At 71.2% G+C, this 18653-nt stretch carries 15 protein-coding genes; 2 read left to right on the forward strand and 13 right to left on the reverse strand.

What is annotated here, in order from left to right:
- Position 1 precedes the first annotated feature (1 nt).
- The 7 genes from NB3_RS25025 to NB3_RS25055 all read right to left on the reverse strand — a co-directional run bounded on the left by NB3_RS25025 (position 2) and on the right by NB3_RS25055 (position 8715).
- Entirely contained in the window at positions 2-1300 is a 1299-nt protein-coding gene (locus tag NB3_RS25025) for a type III PLP-dependent enzyme domain-containing protein (protein WP_443093677.1), read from the reverse strand.
- A 41-nt stretch (positions 1301-1341) separates the two neighbouring features.
- The gene (gene ppc, locus NB3_RS25030) at positions 1342-4101 is read right to left on the reverse strand and encodes a phosphoenolpyruvate carboxylase (protein ID WP_067808267.1); all 2760 of its coding nucleotides are present in this window, start codon (positions 4099-4101) and stop codon (positions 1342-1344) included.
- Between the two features lie 78 nt (positions 4102-4179).
- On the reverse strand, positions 4180-4599 hold the full coding sequence (locus NB3_RS25035) for a VOC family protein (RefSeq protein ID WP_067808269.1): 420 nt from the start codon (positions 4597-4599) through the stop codon (positions 4180-4182).
- Between the two features lie 184 nt (positions 4600-4783).
- The gene (locus tag NB3_RS25040) at positions 4784-5353 is read right to left on the reverse strand and encodes a GTP-binding protein (protein WP_067808302.1); all 570 of its coding nucleotides are present in this window, start codon (positions 5351-5353) and stop codon (positions 4784-4786) included.
- Between the two features lie 16 nt (positions 5354-5369).
- Positions 5370-5714: a DUF742 domain-containing protein gene (locus NB3_RS25045; RefSeq protein ID WP_067808270.1), complete on the reverse strand. Its 345-nt coding sequence runs from the start codon at positions 5712-5714 to the stop codon at positions 5370-5372.
- Positions 5711-6139 carry a roadblock/LC7 domain-containing protein gene (locus NB3_RS25050; protein WP_244892066.1) on the reverse strand — a complete coding sequence of 143 codons (429 nt, stop codon included), beginning with the start codon at positions 6137-6139 and terminating at the stop codon, positions 5711-5713. Before NB3_RS25050 ends, NB3_RS25045 begins: the two co-directional genes overlap by 4 nt.
- Positions 6136-8715: a sensor histidine kinase gene (locus tag NB3_RS25055; protein ID WP_244892067.1), complete on the reverse strand. Its 2580-nt coding sequence runs from the start codon at positions 8713-8715 to the stop codon at positions 6136-6138. Before NB3_RS25055 ends, NB3_RS25050 begins: the two co-directional genes overlap by 4 nt.
- A gap of 308 nt (positions 8716-9023) precedes the next feature.
- Between NB3_RS25055 and NB3_RS25060 the strand changes: the two genes are divergently transcribed.
- Positions 9024-9524, forward strand: coding sequence for a DUF3558 domain-containing protein (locus NB3_RS25060; protein ID WP_169810744.1), 501 nt, complete (start codon positions 9024-9026; stop codon positions 9522-9524).
- A 3-nt stretch (positions 9525-9527) separates the two neighbouring features.
- On the opposite strand, the gene NB3_RS25065 is transcribed toward NB3_RS25060, so the two are convergent.
- The 6 genes from NB3_RS25065 to NB3_RS25090 form a co-directional block, all read right to left on the reverse strand.
- On the reverse strand, positions 9528-10550 hold the full coding sequence (locus tag NB3_RS25065) for a hypothetical protein (RefSeq protein WP_067808277.1): 1023 nt from the start codon (positions 10548-10550) through the stop codon (positions 9528-9530).
- A 43-nt stretch (positions 10551-10593) separates the two neighbouring features.
- The gene (locus tag NB3_RS25070; protein WP_067808280.1) at positions 10594-11112 is read right to left on the reverse strand and encodes a PspA/IM30 family protein; all 519 of its coding nucleotides are present in this window, start codon (positions 11110-11112) and stop codon (positions 10594-10596) included.
- Between the two features lie 37 nt (positions 11113-11149).
- Positions 11150-11917 carry an alpha/beta hydrolase gene (locus NB3_RS25075; RefSeq protein WP_067808306.1) on the reverse strand — a complete coding sequence of 256 codons (768 nt, stop codon included), beginning with the start codon at positions 11915-11917 and terminating at the stop codon, positions 11150-11152.
- A gap of 159 nt (positions 11918-12076) precedes the next feature.
- A complete protein-coding gene (pheT, locus tag NB3_RS25080) occupies positions 12077-14584 on the reverse strand; it encodes a phenylalanine--tRNA ligase subunit beta (protein WP_067808282.1) in 2508 nt (835 codons plus the stop codon).
- 33 nt (positions 14585-14617) lie between these two features.
- Positions 14618-15679, reverse strand: coding sequence for a phenylalanine--tRNA ligase subunit alpha (gene pheS, locus NB3_RS25085; RefSeq protein ID WP_067808284.1), 1062 nt, complete (start codon positions 15677-15679; stop codon positions 14618-14620).
- Between the two features lie 308 nt (positions 15680-15987).
- Positions 15988-17409, reverse strand: coding sequence for an MFS transporter (locus tag NB3_RS25090; protein WP_067808286.1), 1422 nt, complete (start codon positions 17407-17409; stop codon positions 15988-15990).
- Between the two features lie 102 nt (positions 17410-17511).
- Between NB3_RS25090 and NB3_RS25095 the strand changes: the two genes are divergently transcribed.
- Entirely contained in the window at positions 17512-18084 is a 573-nt protein-coding gene (locus tag NB3_RS25095) for a TetR/AcrR family transcriptional regulator (protein ID WP_067808288.1), read from the forward strand.
- The last annotated feature ends 569 nt before the right edge of the window (positions 18085-18653 follow it).

Raw genomic sequence — 18653 nt, forward strand, 5'->3', positions numbered from 1 at the left:
GTCAGAAGAACGTGTGCAGCAGATCGACCACGCGCGGCACGGGGGCATCGGCGTCATCGATCACGGGGATGAGCCGCCACTTGTCGAAGGCGGTGCACGGATGGGACAACCCGAGCCGGACGACCGCCCCGATGGGCAACTCGGTGGCCGCGCCGCCCGGCAGCCGGAGGAAGGCGTGCTGGTCGTTGAGCGCGGAGACCGCCGCGTCCGCGTCGAGCACGCCGCCCCCGGGTCCGGCGATGCGTTGCGGAATCGGCATCCCTTCGTCGAAAGGGAGATCGCGTTTGCCCGCGTCCAGCAGGGCGAGGCCGGGTTCCGGGCGCGAGAGGGTACGGGCCCAGCCGTGCATCGCCGAGCGCAGCGGCCGCCCACACCCCGGACCCGCCAGCGGCGACATGCTCGCGTAGAAGCCGTCGTCGTGGATGACATACGCTCCCGAGCGCAGCACGACCGTCGTCGCGGCGCCACGGCCGCCGTGCTCGTCGGACAGCGGGGCGAGGTACTCGAGCGCCAGTTCCGGATAGGCGCTGCCGCCCGCGGTGACGACGGCAGGCCCGCGATACCGCCCCGCCGCGGCGAGTTCCCGGTGCAGGCGGGCGAGTTCGCCGAGGTAGTCGCGCACCGCCCGGATGCCGGTCGCGGTGCGGTCGTGCGCGAGCGCACCCTCGTAGCCGCCCACCCCGGCGAGCGTCAGCCGCGACGCCCCCTCGATCGCGCGCGCCACCGCATGCGCCTGTTCCACCGTGCGCGCGCCGGTTCTGCCCTGCGGGCCACCGAGTTCCACCAGCACCCGGATGCGCGGCGACTCCGGGGCGCCGCGCAGGTGCGCGTCCATCAGCGCGACCGCTTCGACGCTGTCGGCCCAGCAGTAGAACTCGAAGGACGCATCGCGCGCCGATTCCGCCGCGACCCACCGCAATCCGACCGGATCGACCAGCGCGTTGGCCAGCAGCACCCGCGCGACGCCGAAGGACCGCGCCACGTGCGTCTGCCAGATGGTGGCCAGGGTGATGCCCCAGGAACCCGCGGCCAGCTGAGCGGCCCACACCTGCGGGGCCATCGTGGTCTTGCCGTGCGGCGCCAGGCGCACGCCTGCCGCGCGCACCCACTCGGCCATCACCGCGATGTTCTCCGCGAGCGCGGCGCGGTCGACGGTGAGCAGCGGCGTCTCCAGCTGGTCGAGCCCCGGGGCGGCAGCGCGGATCTCCCGCACGGTCCGCCCCCAGAATGCGGAGGGCATGCCCTTGTGCGCGGGTCCGATCCCACGCTCGGCCAGCGCCGCCACGGCTGCTTCGTCGATCGACACGACGTCCTTCCTACCCGACCTCGGCCCCCGGGCGGCTAGCCCGAGTTGCGCAGGGCGGTGGCCAGGCCGTTCATGGTCAGCAGGATGCCGCGTTTCACCAGTTCGGAGTCGTCCCCGGCGCGCAGGCGGCGCAACAGCTCCACCTGCATCTGGTTCAGCGGCTCCAGGTAGGGGAAGCGGTTGTGGATCGACTCGGCCAGCGACGGGTTGTCGGCCAGCAGGTGGTCATTGCCGGTGATCGCGGCGTGCATGCGGACGGTTCTGGCGTGTTCGTCGCGGATCATGCCGAAGATGTGCTCGCGCAGGGCCACATCGTCCACGAGTTCCGCGTAGCGGGCGGCGATGTCCAGATCGCTCTTGGCCATCACCTGCGCCAAGTTGGACAGCACCGTGCGGAAGAACGGCCACCGGCGGTACAGATCGGTCAAGGTCGCCAGCCGCTCCGGGTCGCCGCCGATCCACTCCTCCAGCGCGGCGCCGGTGCCGTACCAGCCCGGCAGCATCACCCGCGACTGGCTCCACGACATCACCCACGGGATGGCGCGCAGGTCCGCGACCGAATTCGTCGGCTTGCGGGAGGCGGGCCTGCTGCCGATGTTCAGATCGCCCACCTCGGCGACCGGCGTCGACTGCCGGAAGTACTCGACGAATCCTGGCGTCTCGTGCACCAGCCGCGCGTACGCGGCGCGGGCGCGAGCCGCCAGGTCGTCCATGATGCCGTAGGACGGCTCGGCATCGGCGCCGAGGCCCTCCACGTCCAGCAGCGTCGACTCCAGGGTGCCCGCGATCAGCGACTCCAGATTGCGGTGCGCCGCACCGGGTTCGGCGTATTTCGCGGCGATCACCTCGCCCTGCTCGGTGAGCCGCAGCGAGCCGCGCACCGCCCCGGCGGGCTGGGCGAGGATCGCGTCGTAGCTGCGGCCGCCGCCGCGACCGACGGTGCCGCCGCGGCCGTGGAACAGCCGCAACCGGATGCCGGTCTTGCGGGCGACCTCGACCAGATCCAGTTCGGCCCGGTACAGCGCCCAGTTGGCCGCCAGATATCCGCCGTCCTTGTTGGAGTCGGAGTAGCCGAGCATCACTTCTTGGCGCATTCCCCGCGCGGCCACCAGATCGCGGTAGACCGGCACCTCCAGCGCCGCCGACAGCGTGGCCGCGCCCGCGCCGAGGTCCTCGATGGTCTCGAACAGCGGGACGATGCCCACCGGGCAGCTCGGCGGCCCGTCCGGCTCCCCAGGGTCGAGCAGTCCGCCTTCCTTCAGCAACAGGGCGGCCTCGAGCAGATCGCTGACCGACGTGCACATGCTGATGATGTAGTTCGGCACCGCCTCCCGGCCGAGGGTGTCCACCACCTCGCGGGCGGCGCGGACGATGCCGAGTTCCTTGTCCGCCAGTTCGCTCAGCCGGGCGTGCGGCCCGAGCAGCGGGCGACGGGTGCGCAGTTCGGCGGCGAGCAGTTCCACCCGTTCCGGTTCCGGCAGGCTCGCGTAGTCGGTATGCACCCCGGCCCAGGCCAGCAGTTCGGCGACGACCTGTTCGTGCACCTCGGAGTTCTGGCGCATGTCCAGGCTCTGCAAATGGAAGCCGAATGTCTCCACGGCGTGCCGCAGCGCGGCGAGCCGGTCGTCGGCGAGCAGGCCGTCGCCGCTGCGCCGCAGCGAGGCGTCGATCGCGTCCAGGTCGTCCAGCACGGCCTGCGGAGCCGGGTAGGGCCGCGCTCCTTCGTCCAGTCCGTTCGGCGGCGCCTCCCCGAGCGCGGCCAGGGCGGTGGCGGTCAGCCTGGCCCGGATATGGTGCAGCGCACGGCGATACGGCTCGTCGGCGTGCGTGGCCGGATCGGGGTACCCGCGCTCGGCGAGCGCGGCGACCTCGGGCGTCACGGCCACCAGCCGGGCCGACAACGCCAGCGTCTTCTCCAGTTCAACCAGCTCGCGCAGGTAGCGCTCGAACGCGACGCCCGCGGCGCGGTAGGCGGCCTGCCGCACCACCTCGGCGGTGACGTACGGGTTGCCGTCGCGGTCGCCGCCGATCCACGAGCCGGGACGCAGCATCGGGCGCGGCAGCAGCTCGACGCCAGGCCAGCGCGAGCGCAGCGCGGCGCGCACCTCGGCGTTGATCGCCGGGATCACGTCGAACAGGGTCAGGTCGTAGTAGCGCAGACCCACCGAGATCTCGTCCTGGATGCGCAAGCGGGCCAAGCGGATCAGCGCGGTACGCCACAGGCTCAGCACCTGGCGGCGGATGCGCCGCTCCAGGTCGGCCCGCTCGCGCTCGTTCTCGGCGTAGCGCAGGCGCAGGCGCATCAACTCGGTGATCCTGGCCTGCGCGTCGAAGACGGTGCGGCGGCGCGTCTCCGTGGGGTGCGCGGTGATCACCGGCGACACCAGCGCGTCGGACAGCAGGTCCGCCACCCGCGTCGCGTCCAGCGCCGCCGCGTCCAGCTTGCGGTAGGTGGCCGCCAGCGACGAGTCCTGCGGCGGTTCGCCCGCCGTCTCGTGCGCGGCACGGCGGCGGTCGCGCTGGATGTCCTCGGCCAGATTGGCCAGCAGCACGAAGTAGCTGAACGCGCGGATGAGCGGAAGGGCCACCGCGATGTCCACGCCGTGCAGCATCTCCGCGACGGCGCTGCGCCCGACCTCCTCGCGGCGCACCCGGAACGCCTCGATGCGCACCCGCTCGATGAGGTCGAAGACCTCCGGCCCCTCGTGGTCGCGAATGGTGTCACCGAGCACGCCACCGAGAAACCGGATGTCGTCACGCAGCGGCCGGATGGCGTCCTGCTGGGTCTCGCTCATCGTTTCACCCATGATCAGACAGTATTGCCCTCCGGCCCGCCGGGGAATGCGACGCGGCCCACACCGGCCGGGCCCGGCTCAGCCGGGCAGTTCGGAGAAGCGCAGGTAGTTGCCCCACGGGTCACGGAATCCGCAGTCACGGACGCCGTACGGCTGCGTGATCGGCTCCTGCGTCACCTCGACCCCGGCGTCGCGCAGCCGGGCGAACGTGGCGTCCACGGCATCGGTGGTGAAGATCAACGTGCCCTGCGCGCCGCTGGCCAGCCGCGCCCGCGCGGCCGCTGCGGCCGCCTCGTCCGGCACCATCTCGGGGGTCTCCAGAATGAACTCGATGCCGGGCTGCTTCGCCGGACCGACGGTCAGCCAGCGTCCACCGGCGAACGGCAGGTCCGCACGCACTTCGAGGCCGATCACGTCACGGTAGAACTCCAGGGCCTTGTCCTGGTCAGCGACCAGCACGCCGATGTGGGTGAGGGCGAAGTCCGCGCCGTTGCTCATGATGATGCTCCTTCTCTTCGTCAGGGCCGGGCAACAGTACAGACGACGCGCGCGCGGCGAATTCATCGGTGCTCGGCGCACTACCGCCGGCCGGCGCGCGGGTCGGCGTCGAACGCCGCATCCGACAAGGTCACGCGCCCGCCGTCCGGCCGGTGGCGCGCCGGGCACGGCACCGGCCGACGGCTCAGCCCGCGTCCAGGGCGGTGAGGTGATCCGCTCGGTGCGACAGCACCTGTTCGAGCAGCGAGACCAACACCTCTTTGACCGAATCACGTTTCCTGGCATCGCATTCCAGCACCGGGATCCAGTCGTCGAGTTCGAGCGCCTCCCGGACCTCGGCGAGGTCGAAGCGGGTGCCGCCGTCGAACCGGTTGACCGCGACGACGAAAGGCGTGCCGCGCCCTTCGAAGTAGTCCAGCACCGGGTAGCAGTCGTCGACGCGGCCGGTGTCCACCACGATCACCGCGCCGAGCGCACCGTCGACCAGGTCGTCCCACAGGAAGACGAAACGGTCCTGGCCCGGCGTGCCGAACAGGTACAGCAGCAGCGAGCTGTCCAGGGTGATGCGCCCGAAATCCAGGGCGACGGTGGTCTGCGTCTTGTCGGCCCGGTGTCCCGCGTCGTCCACGCCGACGGCCATCTCGGTCATCGCCGCCTCGGTCACCAACGGCTCGATTTCGGAGATGGCTCCGATGAACGTCGTCTTCCCTACCCCGAACCCGCCGCTGACCACGATTTTCACCGAGGACGGCATGGTGGGCGTTCGCATGTCAGAGTGCACGGACAAGGTCCCTGATCCTCTCGATGGCGGCGGCGGTGAGCTGGTCGGCGGAGCGCACGGAGACGTGCCCGGTGGCGGCCAGATCGCTGACCACGACCTTGGCGACGCCGATCGGGACGCCGAGCGCGACGCCGATCTCGGCGATGGAGTGCGGCCGCTGGCACAGCCGTACGAGAGTGCGCTGCTCGAAGCGCAGCGGCGCGGACAGCGCGGCCGGGTCGGCCCACACCATCGTCTCGATGCGCAGTCCGTCCAGCAGCGGTGTGGTGCGCCCGGCGGTGACCACGAAGGGGCGCACGAAACGGTCTGGCCCGAAGGCGGGTTCGTGTCTCATCGCCGCAGTGACCCGCGCAATTCGGCGATGAGCGCGGGGTCGAGCAGCGCGCCGGCGCGCTCGGCGAGCACCGCCATCTCGTAGCCGACCAGGCCGACGTCGCAACCGCTGTCGGCGATCACGCCGAGACAGCTGCCGTCCCCCATGGCGGAGACCAGCAGGAACCCGCGTTTCATCTCGATCATGATCAGCTTCAGGCCGTCGAAGGAGTAACTGCGTGAGGCGCTGCGGGCCAGCCCGGTCAGCCCGGACACCATCGCGGCGAGCCGGTCGGCGGAGGCGCGGTCCAAGCCGTCGGACATGGCGATGAGCAGGCCGTCGGAGGACACCGCGACCGCCTCGCGCACACCGTCGGTCGCGCGAACGAAGTTGGCCAGCATCCAATTGAACGTGTGCGGGTCGGCGCTCGATATGTGGGTGGTCACCGGATCTCCTCTGTCATGGTCGCGGGCTGGAGTTCTGACGCCGCGGCGGCGGCGTGGACGCGGTCGTTGCGCGCGGGAGCGGCGTGCCGTGCGGGCGCGCCGCGCTGATGTCCCGCCCGGAAGGCGGACAGCATGCCGCGGATCTCCTCGGGCGAGCGCTCGACCACGGGCGCCTGCTCCGCACGGGGCGCCGCCTCGGGCCGCACGCTCGCTGCCGCGGCGCGAGCCTTCTTGTTTCGTTTCACCAAGCCGTTCTCGGTGTACCGAGCCGCGGGTTCGTCCGGAGCCGAACCGGATGGACCTCCCGCGCGGCGGGATTCGACCAGGCCTGCGCTCGCCACCGACTCGGATCGCGCCACGACGAGCTGGGTGTAGGGCGCCGATCCGGCGACCGGCCCGTCAGTCCCAGTGGTCGGCCCGCCAGCCGCAGTGGTCGGCCCGCCAGCCCCGGTGGTCCGCCCGCCAGCCGCGGTGGTCGCCGCGGTGGCCGCACCCGGCTGCGGCGAACTCGAACCGAGGGCAGCGGAATCGCGCACGGTGGCGGTGTGGGAGGCGGGCGCGGTTGCCCGCCCGGCCGGGGCCTGTCCGATGGACTCCTCGCGCGGTTGCGGCTCGCTGTCGAGCATGCCGGGCGGCAGGGTCAGGCGCGCGACGATGCCGCTGACCGGGGAAGCGCTGAGTTCCACGCCGATACCGAGCCGCTCGGCGAGCCTGCCGACCACGTAGTGGCCGAGATGACGGGTTGGCGCGACGACGAAGTCCTGCTCGCCGCGCAACCGCGCGTTGGCCTGGGCCAATTGCTCGGCGGGCATGCCGACGCCGTGATCGACCACCGCGAGCAGGTACCCGTTCGGCCCGGCGCGGCCGTAGATCTCCACCTCGACATCCGGCGGGGAGAACGCGAGCCCGTTCTCGACCAACTCCGCCAGCATGTGGGCCAGCTCGCTGGCCGCCGCGCCGGTGATGAGCACCTCGTCCATCCGCCGCAGCGCCACCCTGCGATAGTCGTCGACCTCGGACAACCCCGCGCGGATCACGTCGCTCAGCGGGATCGGTTCGGCCCAGCGGCGCGGGCCCGCCTCACCGACCAGCACCAGCAGGCTCTCGGCGTTGCGGCGCATCCTGGTGGCCAGATGGTCGAGCTCGAACAGGTTCGACAGCGCCTTGGGATCGAGCTCCTCGCGCTCGAATTCGCTGATCAGGCCGAGCTGGCGGCGCACGAGATTCTGATTGCGGCGAGCCAGGCTGACCATCGACTCGGTGGTGTTGCGGCGCACCAGCGCCTGCTCCGACGCGAGGTCGAAGGCGGTGGACTGGACCCGATCCAGCGCGCGGGCCACGGCGGCGATCTCGACGCTCGCCCCGGGCGGCGTCCGCACCGGGACCGGCGGGTCCGGCGGCCGGGTGTCGTCGCCGGTGCGCCAGGCCGAGATCACCTCGGGCAGCCGCCGACCGGACACGTCGTCGGCATCCGCGGCCAGCGTGGCCAGCGGCCGGACGATCGCGCGCACCGCGGCGACGACCAGAGCCACCTCCACCGCGATCGCCGCCAGCGCGGCGAGCACGAACGCGCCGAGGGTCACGGCGGCGGCGCGGCGCAACACTCCCGCGCGCTGCCGCACGTCGGCGCCGACCGACTGCTGCACCGTGCGCTGCTCGTCGATGACCGCGGTCATCCGGGCCCACCAGGCGATCGGATCGACCGGACGCGCCAGCGGCCCGGCGCTGGAGGCGATCGCGATGTTCTCCGCCTCCGCGGCCGCGACCGCGTCGGCGCCGTCCAGCACGGCGTCCAGTCGCGCCTGCTGTGCCCCGGTCGCGTCGCGGGCGAACGCGGCCAGACCGGCCAGCTTCGCCGCCCGGATGTCGAGGAACTGCACGTACTCGCCAGGGCCGAACGCGTCGGCGGCGAAGACGCCGTTCAGGAACCCGCGCTCGCGGGCCGTCTGCTCCTTCGCCTCACCCAGCGCGTACAGCGCTTGCAGCCCGTGCCGGACCACCGGGTCCGCGGCCTGGTCGAGACCGAGGAACAGGTGGTTCAGCGCGTCGATGGCGTCGGTGTAGTACTGGAACGCTGCCTGCCGGGACGTGCGGCGCTCGTCGATCCTGGACCTGGTCGCGTCCAGGTCGGTGAGCGGCCGGGTGGCGGCTCGCACCCGCTCCGCGCCGGGCGGTCCGTCCGCCACCGCCTGCCGCAGGGCCTGCAAGGCGCGGTCGACCGCGCCGCGCTGATCGTCCACCGGCTGCCGCAGGCGTTGGTCGCCGCCGAGCAGGCCATTGGTCAGGCCGCGCTCGCGCTGCGTCTCGTGCACCAGATCCTGCACCGTCAGCGCCAGCGCCACCCCGGCCACCGTGTCCTCGCTCTTCCGGTACGCGTCCAGCTCGCCGGCCACCTTCGCGCCGAGCAAGGCGAGCACCAGCACGAGCGACACCACGAGGATGCGGGCCAGCTGCCCGCGGATGGTTCGCGGCCGCACTATTCCGCTGCCGGACACCTGGCGTTCACCGTCGAGGGTGCGGAGCGCGACAGCCGGTGTGCCGCCGGAATTCTCCGGTCGTCCAGGTGACCGCTCCACCCTCTGCTCCTCCGATCAGCCGCCGCAGCGAGCACGCGGAAATCAAGGGGAAACTGTCACAGACCCCACCCTTCGTCAACGCGAAAATCGGGCAAAACGGACACTGTGCGGACTTCTATACACACTGGCAACGAGGGGTTACGAGCACGACAAAACCGGCCTCCCCGCACGCGAGCGGAAGCCGGATACCGTTGCCGCATACCCGCCTTCGCCCGCCGCGAAACCTCACGGCCCGACTCTGATACAGTCCGGCGCGACACACCGGAGGGCAAGAGGGCTGGATGGCGCACCGAATCACGTTGATTCCCTTGACGATCGCACTCGCGTTGGGACTGGCCGCCTGCGGCGACGACTCCGGCGGTTCGCCCGCGGCGACCACCACACCGGCCGCGAGCACGGCCACGCAGCTCTTCGATCCCTGCACCGGCATCCCCGACGCCGCGCTGACGAGCGCCGGACTCGACCCTGCCAGCAAGCAGGTCGGCGTGGGCGGTGTGCAGCAGCCCGGCTGGGAGATCTGCGGATGGAAGGGCGCCGACTTCACCCTCGGCGTGTTCTCCAACGGAATGTCCGTGGCCGAGTTCGAGCGGAAGCCGGGCAACGTCGACTTCCAGGATGTCACCATCGCCGGGCGGCCCGGCCGCCAGTTCCGCGTCGACGACGCCGCCAAAGACCAGATGTGCGACGTGCTCTTCCCGGCCCGGCAGGGCCTGCTGCAACTGACCCTCGTCAACAAGACCGCGGACGCGAACCCCTGCGATCGCCTGGCCACCATCGGCCAAGCGATCGTCCCGGCGCTGCCGAAGTAGCGGTCAGCTTCCAGCCAGGATGGCGAGCACCTCGTCGGAGGTGTAGAAGGGGGCGAGGCGCTCCCGGATCAGCCCGGCGAGAACGCCGTCGCGCTTCGCGCCCTCGATGACCGCCGGGCCGTACCGCAGGATCTCCTTGACGATGTCGTCACCGGTCAGGCCCAGTTCGGGCAGCATGGCCGCCAAGGTGTAATCGCCGTACTTGGTGAAGAACACCTCCACGCACTCGTCGATGAGCAGGCCGAAATACTCCTTCTCCCTGGTGGTGACGGCGATCTCGTAGCACAGCAGCACCAGCTCGTTGAGGTCCTTCTGGCTGAGGTAGTCGCGCAGGCCGCTGACCGGTTCGTCGGCGTGCAGATCCCAGAACTCCATCGCGGCGGCGTGCACCGGGGCGTCGCGCAGCATCTCGCGGATGGCGTTGTTGGTGCGCTTGAGCGCGAACAGCGCGCCCTTGCCCGCCAGGTCGCCGACGAACGTACCGTCGGCGGCCTTCTTGGCGCGATTGGCCGCGGACTGACCCAGCGACATCAGCGAGGACACCCCCGGGATCTTCTCCGCGCGCTCCCGGTTCGCCTGCACGAAATCGTTGATCAGCTTGTCCACGAACTTCGAGGCGACGGTCGCCACCAGCGGGCTCTCGGTGAGCCGGTCCAGGATGCGCTCCTGGGCCTGGTGCATGCCGAAAATCTTCTCCAGCAGCGCCTCCACCGGCTCGCGCTCGACCACTTCGCCGAGCGTGTAGTCGTTGTTGGCGGCGATGTGGTCGTAGATCGAGTCGGCGAACACCCCGACCATGTCGGCGAAAACCGGACTGCCGCCGATCAACTCGACCACCGTGCGGACGGTCTGCTTGGCTTGCTCGAGCTCCACGACGTCCCGGAAGACGAGCGTGTCGGCCACCCCGAGCACCGCCTCGGTGTCGCGCGCGACCACCTCCGCGAAACGCTCGCCGGTCACCTCGGCGAGCAGGTACGCCACCTGGGCGTCCAGTAACCGTTCGGCGATCTCACGCGGCTCGCTCATCGAATTCCACCCATCACACCTCGTCCGGCGCGCCCGGCGCGGATCACGACTGGTGCGGGTCGGCGTCGTTGCCGTGCAACGATTTCCGGATCCGGTCCAGGCGCTCACGCGCGGCCTGCTCACGTGCCTGCCATTGTTCGTCCACGCTGCGGCCCGCCGGAGTCTGCCGGTCGAGTTCGCCCATCCCCTGCGCGGCCCCGTAGCGATGCTCGACCTTATCGCGAACTGACTCGAAAGTAGGAACACCGGAGGCCGAATATCCGCCGCCGCCGACGGACTCCGGCATACCCGTCGGCGGTACCGGTACCGCCGGTACCGTGGAACTGCCGCCCACCTGGCCCGACGCGTCCGGCGTCGGCGGTGCGAGCATGGGCTCGCCGGGTGGGGTGGTAGGAGTCACATCGCCGACCGCCGCCGTATCACCGGTTTCCAACAGCCCGACCAGCGCCGCGTGGACCGCCGCGAAACCGGGACGCCCCGCCGTGGCGGCCAGCAGGACACCGGCCAGCTCCGCGTCGGACAGTCCGGCCAACCGGCTCGCGATCTCGCTGTTGTCGCTCATACCGCCAGGCTACGCACGCTCGACCGCCACCGGCCGTTCACGAGCGCACGCGCGCACCCGCCCACTCGCGCACCAGGTCGTACCAGGCCGAGCCGCCGACGACGATCAGATCGTTGTGCCCGGCCCCGGGGAAGACGACGAGCCGCTTCGGCTCCCGCGCCGCGGCGTAGAGGCGCTGCGCGTGCCGCAGCGGCAGCAGTTCGTCCTGGTCGCCGTGCATGATCAGCACCGGGGCGCGCAGCGCGCGAATGCGGCGTTCGTTCGGGTAGGCGTTCGGCACCAGTGGCGCGGGCAGGAACGGATACACCGAGCGAGCCGCGTCCCGCAGGCCGCTGAACGTGGACATCAACATCACTCCGGCAGGCGGATGGTGCTGCGCCAGCTCGAGCACGACGCCGCCGCCGAGGGACTTGCCCAGGTACAGCACGCGATTCGGATCGACGCCGGGTTGCGCCAGCAACGCGCCGCGCGCGGCCCGCGCGTCCAGGTAGGTGCCGTGCTCGGTCGGTTTCCCGGTGCTGCGCCCGTATCCGCGGTAGTCGAAGGCCAGCACGTCGAAACCGGCCTGGGTGAGCAAGGCGAAGATCGGCACCCGGTCGCCGAGATTGCCCGCGTTGCCGTGCGCGAACAGGATGTGCCCGACCGAATCGCGGGCGGGCATCCACCACGCGTGCACCGTCTCACCGTCGGAGGTGGGCAGCGACACGTCGGTGTACTCCATGCCGAGCAGCGCCGGGGTCTGCAACACCCTCCGCTCCGGCAGATAGGTCAGCGCGTTGAGGATCGGACGGGCCGGGTGTCGCATGCCCACGTTCTTACTCCTCGCCAGACAAGGCCGGGTCGAGCGGGCGCCGCGGCAAAGGTTCCGAGCGCGCCCGGCTGCGGTCGTGCCGCGCGGCTCCGGTCGCCGCACCGACCGGCGTCGATCAGCGAACCCCGGGCCCCGCGGCCCAGCTCCACCGCGTCAGCCCCGCAGCACCGCGCCTACCGCGTCGGCCGCCGCCGCGACCGCCGCGTCGCGCGCGGCACTGGCCTCGTCCTCGGTGAGCGTCCGATCGGTGGCCCGGAAACGCAGGGCGTAGGTGAGCGACTTGCGTCCCTCGCCGGCCTGAGCGCCCTCGTACACGTCGAACAGCGCGATGTCCTCCAGCAGCTCGCCGCCGCCGGTGCGCAGCGCGGACTCGACGGACGCCGCCGGGATCGCCTTCTCGACGCTCACCGAGACGTCCTGGAGCACCGCGGGGAACGGCGACACGATCGGGACCGGCCGGGATTCCCGCAGCGGCAGCGCGTCCAGGTCGAGTTCCACGGCGCAGGTGCGCGGCGGCAGACCGGAACGCTCCAGCACGGCGGGATGCAACTCACCCGCGTGGCCGACGACCGTTCCGTCCACCACCAGCTCGGCGCAGCGACCGGGATGCCAGGGCAGATGAGCCGCCGGACGGCGCTCGATGGTCACCCCGGCCGCGTCGCCGACGGCGTCGGCGAGGGCGAACGCGTCGGCGGCTTCGGCCGGACGACCCGGCCCCCACGGCCCGCGCGGCTCGCGGCGGCCGGTCAGGACGGCGGCCACGTGCACCGGCTGCTCGGGCAGCGATTCCAGCAGCTCGGCGATCTCCTCGTCGGTGGGACGCCGGTCCACCGGCAGCGGGTCGACCGGCCTGGTCTTCGCCCCCGGCAGCACGACTTGCGCGATGCCGTAGATCGCCAGGTCACGCGCGCCGCGCGAGATGTTGCGGACGGCCACCTCCAGCAGGCCGGGCAGCAGGGTGGTGGCCAGCTCGGCGCGTTCCACGTCGAGCGGGTTCAGCACCTTCGTGGTGGCGCGGCGCGGGTCGTCGGCGTCCAGACCCCAGGTGTCGAACACTCCGGCGGGCAGGAACACCGGCGGCGGTACCTCCACGGCCCCGGCGAACGCCAGCGCGCGGCTGACGGCGCGGCGACGGCGCTGGGTCGGCGTGAGCCCGCGCCCGGCCGGTGCGGTGGGCAGCACGGACGGGATCTGCTCGAGACCCTCCAGCCGCAGCACCTCCTCCACCAGGTCGGCGGGCTGGGCCAGGTCGGGCCGCCAGCTCGGCGGGGTCACCACCAGCTGTCCGTGCCCGGCTTCGCTGACGCCCACCTCGACCGTGCAGCCGATCTGGGCAAGGCGGCGCGCGGAGGTCCCGGTCGGGTAGGTGACGCCCGCGACGCGGTCGGCCAGATCGATGTCCATCCGGATGGGCTCGGGAGCCGGGACCGGGATGCGGACATCGGTGAGCACGGGTTCGATCGTGCCGCCGGTGATCTCGGCAAGCAGCGTGGCCGCCCGATCGAGCGCGGCCACGTTGATCTCCGGATCGACGACCCGCTCGTACCGCTTACCCGCCTCCGACACCAGCTTGTGCCTGCGCGCGGTGCGGTAGATCAGCAACGGGTTCCAGGTGGCCGCCTCGAGCAGGATGTCGGTGCTGTCCGCGCCGACTTCGGTACTCGCGCCGCCCATCACCCCGGCCAGCGAGATGACGCCGGAGTCGTCGGCGATCACCACGTCCTCGGCGTCGAGCGTGCGCTCCACGTCGTCCAGGGTGCGCAGCGTCTCGCCGCGGTGCGCGGAACGGACCACCAGACCACCGGACACCTTGCTCGCGTCGAAGGCGTGCAGCGGCTGCCCCAGCTCGAGCATCACGTAGTTGGTCACGTCCACCGCGGGCGAGATCGGGCGCACGCCCGACAGCAACAGCCTGCGCTGCAACCACCAGGGACTCACCGCGTTCGGGTCCACGCCGGTGACCCGCCGTGCCGCGAAACGGGTGCACCGGGAATCCGGCTCGACCCGGATCGACCAGGCTTCCTGCTCGTGGTCGGGCAGGGTGCGCACCGCCGGATCGGCGTACTCGAGATCGAAGCCGCAGGCCAGCTCGCGCGCCAGGCCGCGAACCGAGAAGCAGTAGCCGCGATCGGGCGTGATGTTCAGCTCGACGACCGTGTCGTCCAGACCGAGCAGCGCGTTGGCGTCGGCGCCCGGCTCCGCGGTGCCCGGTTCCAGCACCAGGATGCCGGAATGGTCCTTGCCGATGCCCAGTTCGGCGACCGAGCAGATCATCCCGTTGGAGACATGGCCGTAGGTCTTGCGCGAGGTGATCTGGAACCCGCCGGGCAGCACACCGCCGGGCAGCACCACGACCACCAGGTCACCGACCCGGAAATTCCTGGCGCCGCAGATGATCTCCTGCAACTCGGGCTTGCCGACGTCCACCTTGCAGAAGCGGATCGGCTTCTTGAACTCGGTCAGTTCGGTGATCTCGGCGACGCGGCCGACCACCAGCGGCGCGCCGGCCTCCTCCGTGCCCGTGATCCGCTCCAGCTTGTCGAGCTCTTCGACTTCCAGCCCGACCCGGACGAATCCCGCGTCGAGCTCCTCCGGCGTCACCGACCACTCCGGGTTGGTGCGCTGGATGATGTCGGTCAGCCAGGACTGCGCTACTCGCACTTGACGTTTCGCTCTCTCGATCGAAGGGTGGGGTCAGGACCGGATGCCGAAGGGCAGCGTGAAACGCACGTCGCCCTCGACGATGTCGCGCATGTCCGGGATGCCGTTGCGGAACTGCAGCGTGCGCTCCAGGCCCATGCCGAACGCGAACCCGCTGTACACCTCGGGATCGATCCCGCTGGCGATCAGCACCTTCGGGTTCACCATGCCGCAGCCGCCCCATTCGACCCAGCCCGCACCGCCCTTCTTGTCCGGGAACCACACGTCGACCTCGGCGGAGGGCTCGGTGAACGGAAAGTAGTTGGGGCGCATGCGCGTGCGGGTCTGCGGCCCGAACAGCGCGCGGGCGAACGCGTCCAGCGTGCCGCGCAGATGCGCCATCGTCAGGCCCTTGTCCACCGCCAGACCCTCGACCTGGGAGAACACCGGCGTGTGCGTGGCGTCCAGCTCGTCGGTGCGGAAGGTGCGTCCTGGGCAGACCACGTAGATCGGCAGCTCGCGTTCCAGCATCGAGCGCACCTGTACCGGCGAGGTGTGCGTGCGCAGCACCTGGCGGGAGCCCTCGGGCGCGATGTGGAAGGTGTCCTGCATGGTGCGCGCCGGATGGTCGGGCAGGAAGTTCAGCGCGTCGAAGTTGAAGTGCTCGGTCTCCACCTCGGGACCTTCGGCGACCTCCCAGCCCATGGCGACGAACACGTCGGCGATCTGCTCGGAGATGACGGTGATGGGATGCCGCGCGCCGACGGCCGCGCGGCGCGCGGGCAGCGTCACGTCGATGGTCTCGGCGACCAGCACGGCGGCGTCGCGCTCGGCCAGCAACGCGGCGCGGCGGGACTCGAACGCCTCCGACACCCTCGACCTGGCGACGTTGACCCGTTTGCCCGCGTCGGCCTTCTCCGACTTGGGCAGGCTGCCCAGCGCGCGTTGCGCCAGCGCGAGCGGCGCCTTGCCGCCGAGGTGCTCGGTTTTCGCGACCGCGAGCGCATCCAGGTCGGCGGCAGCGGCGAACGCCTTCTCGGCGGCCGCCGCTGCCGCGGCCAGTGCCTCCTCGGTCAGCGCTGCGTTCTGCTCGCCTGCGTCGATGTCGTCGGCCACGATGCTCCGTCTCTCCCCTGGGGATCAATTCGCGGGCGCCGCTGCTCGCCTGCCCGCATTGCTGCTGGTCGCAATCGTATTCGATGGGCGATGACGGATTCACGCGGATTACCCGCCGCGCCGCGCGCGCCGTGTGGTAGCCACACACTCGGACGTGCCGAGGCCCGGCCGAAGAGCGCTGTCGCGCACCGTCACCCGTCCCGAACGGCACGGACTCGCAGGCGGCGCGCCGGGAGAGGGCAGTTCCGGCGGCCGCGGCCGAACGCCCGGCCGGGGCGATAGCCTGCGGCCGGGCGTTCCGCGACGGTTCAGCGCGCGACGGTGACGTGGGCGGGCAGCAACCGCGACACCAGCGCGCCGACGGCGACGATCGCGGCGCCGACCCACACCGCGGGCACCAGTCCGTCGACGTAGCTCTGCGGGTCCAGGTAGGAGCCCTGCGCGGCGAACACCGACGCCAGCACCGCGACGCCCATGGCGACACCGACTTCCCGCAGGGTGTTGTTGGTTCCCGAGGCCATCGCGCGGTCCTGCTCCGCGGCCGCGGCCATCACCACGGTGGCGCTCGGCGCGAAGGTCAGGCCCATGCCGATGCCGCCGAGCACGAACGGACCCACGAACGACAGATAACTCGCGTCGACGGAGGTGACCGCGGCCATCCAGGCCAGCGCGACGGCGAGCGCCACCTGCCCGGTGGTGAGCAGGGCGCGGGCGCCGACCTTGTCGACGATCAGACCCGCCAGCGGAGCGACGACCATCGGCGCCATCGTCCACGGCATGGTGCGGATACCGGATTGCAGCGGGCCGTAGCCCTGCACGATCTGGAAGTACTGGGCGAGCAGGAAGATCGAGCCGAAGACGCCCATCGAGAAGGTGAAGCCGGTCGCGTTGCTCACCCGGAACGCGCGGGAGCGGAACAAGCGCAGCGGCAGCATCGGCTCCGGCGTGCGCAGCTCCCAGACGATCAGGCAGCCCAGCAGCACCGCGCCGCCGACCAGCGCGGACAGCACGCCAGGAGACGTCCAGCCGTCCTCGGCGCCGTGGATCACGCCCCACACCACGGCGAGCACGCCGCCCGCCGACAGCAGCAGCCCCAGCAGGTCGACTCGCCTGCTGCCGCCCCACGACTCCGTCAGCACCCGCAGCGCGAACGGCAGCACGATCAGGCCGATCGGCACGTTGACCCAGAAGATCCACTGCCAGCTCAGTCCCTCGACGACGGCGCCGCCGATGAGCGGGCCCAGCGCGACGCCGAGGCCGGCGATCCCGCCCCAGATGCCGATGGCGGCGCTGCGCATCTTCTCCGGCACCGCGGCAGACAACAGCGTCAGCGACAGCGGCATGACGCCGGCGGCCCCGAAGCCCTGTACCGCCCGCGCCGCGATGAGCATGCCAGGTCCGGTCGCCAGCGCGCAGACCGCGGAAGCCAGCGTGAACACCGCGATGCCCAGCAGGAAGATCCGCCGCCTGCCGAGCCGGTCACCGAGGGCGGAGGCGGTGAGCAGCAAGGAGGCGAACGACAGCGTGTAGGCGTTGACGAACCATTGCAGGTCGGCCAGCGAAGCGCCCAGCTCGGTGCGGATCACCGGCAGCGCGTTGGTCACGACCAGGTTGTCCAGCGTGACCATGAACATCGGGATGCCGACCGCCGCGAGCACGGCGGCGAGCCTGCCCGCGCCGAGGGATTCCGGCACGGCGGCAGGCGCGGTGGAGGGGAGTGTCTCGGTCATTTCCAGCCTTTGTTGTAATCGACTGATAACTAATGTCCCGAACAGTATGCATCGACTGATAACATGTCAAGGCAAGCGCGGAACCAGCGAAAACGGAGCACCATGGCGACAACGAACAGGATGACGGCCGCCGAGCGGGGCGAGCAGGTGCTGTGCGCGGCGGTCTCCGCCTTCGCCGAGGCCGGTTACGCCGCCACCCGGACCGACGAGATCGCCCGCCGATCGGGCGTGTCACAGCCCTACGTGATCCGGTTGTTCGGCACCAAGCAGAACCTGTTCCGCGCCGCGTTGCATCGCGTGTGCGACCGGATCGAGGAGATCTTCCGTGCCGCGCGCGCCGAGGCGGCTCCCGACGCGCCGCCGGACGAAGCCCTCGCCGCCCTCGCCAACGGCTATTCGGTCTTCCTCGCCGAACGCGAACTGCTCCAACTGCTGCTGCACGGCTTCGCGGCCAGCGCGGACCCGGAGATCGGCGACCAGGTCAGGTCTCGTTTCGGCGATATCTACCGCCTCATCCGCGACCTGACCGGAGCGCCGGAAACCGAGACGCGCCGCTTCCTCGCCACCGGAATGCTGCTCACCGTGATGAGCGCGATGCGAGTGGCGGGCCCGGACGCGGTGCCCGCGACATGGGCAATGGAGATCCTCGCGGACCTCGCCACCGAGGGCGATTGACGGCCTCCGGCTACCCCGCGGCGCGACACGGCCCCGATCCGCCGTCCACGGCCCGGCTCGCGTGTGCGGCCGCGACAGACGCGACGAACAAGCAAGCGGCAATCTCAGCAAGCCGCCCGCCATCCACGGCCACCGCACGCACCCGGTGATCAGTTTCGCCACCAACGCCCCCAGCGCACCTCAACCCCACCTTTCGAGCGAAGCGAGACCGAGCATCCGCCGTTCGCGGCCCGGCTCGCGTGTGCGCGGCCGCCGCGTACCCGACGAAGACGCAAGCGGCGACCACGGCAAGCCGCCCGCCATCCACGGCCACCGCACGCACCCGGTGATGAGTTTCGCTACCAACCCGCCCAGCGCACCTCAACCCCACCTTTCGAGCGAGACGAGACCGAGCATCCGCCGTTCGCGGCCCGGCTCGCGTCCGGGCGACCGCTGCGTAAGCGACGAAGGGCAAGCGACCGCCGTGGCAAGCGGTACACCGTCCACCTCCACTGCGCGCCTGGTGCTGAGTCCCGCTACCGACGCGCCCAGCGCACCGCAACCACGTCTTTCGAGCGAAGCGAGACCAG

The sequence above is a fragment of the Nocardia beijingensis NBRC 16342 genome (assembly GCF_001612785.1).
In the GTDB taxonomy this organism is placed as follows: domain Bacteria; phylum Actinomycetota; class Actinomycetes; order Mycobacteriales; family Mycobacteriaceae; genus Nocardia; species Nocardia beijingensis.

What these genes read in the sequence shown, in the direction of transcription:
- ppc (WP_067808267.1), bottom strand. Translation starts at nt 4,101, where the DNA reads ATGAGCGAGACCCAGCAGGACGCCATCCGGCCGCTGCGTGACGACATC.
- NB3_RS25035 (WP_067808269.1), bottom strand. Translation starts at nt 4,599, where the DNA reads ATGAGCAACGGCGCGGACTTCGCCCTCACCCACATCGGCGTGCTGGTC.
- NB3_RS25040 (WP_067808302.1), bottom strand. Translation starts at nt 5,353, where the DNA reads ATGCCGTCCTCGGTGAAAATCGTGGTCAGCGGCGGGTTCGGGGTAGGG.
- NB3_RS25045 (WP_067808270.1), bottom strand. Translation starts at nt 5,714, where the DNA reads ATGAGACACGAACCCGCCTTCGGGCCAGACCGTTTCGTGCGCCCCTTC.
- NB3_RS25065 (WP_067808277.1), bottom strand. Translation starts at nt 10,550, where the DNA reads ATGAGCGAGCCGCGTGAGATCGCCGAACGGTTACTGGACGCCCAGGTG.
- NB3_RS25070 (WP_067808280.1), bottom strand. Translation starts at nt 11,112, where the DNA reads ATGAGCGACAACAGCGAGATCGCGAGCCGGTTGGCCGGACTGTCCGAC.
- NB3_RS25075 (WP_067808306.1), bottom strand. Translation starts at nt 11,917, where the DNA reads ATGCGACACCCGGCCCGTCCGATCCTCAACGCGCTGACCTATCTGCCG.
- NB3_RS25090 (WP_067808286.1), bottom strand. Translation starts at nt 17,409, where the DNA reads ATGACCGAGACACTCCCCTCCACCGCGCCTGCCGCCGTGCCGGAATCC.
- NB3_RS25095 (WP_067808288.1), top strand. Translation starts at nt 17,512, where the DNA reads ATGGCGACAACGAACAGGATGACGGCCGCCGAGCGGGGCGAGCAGGTG.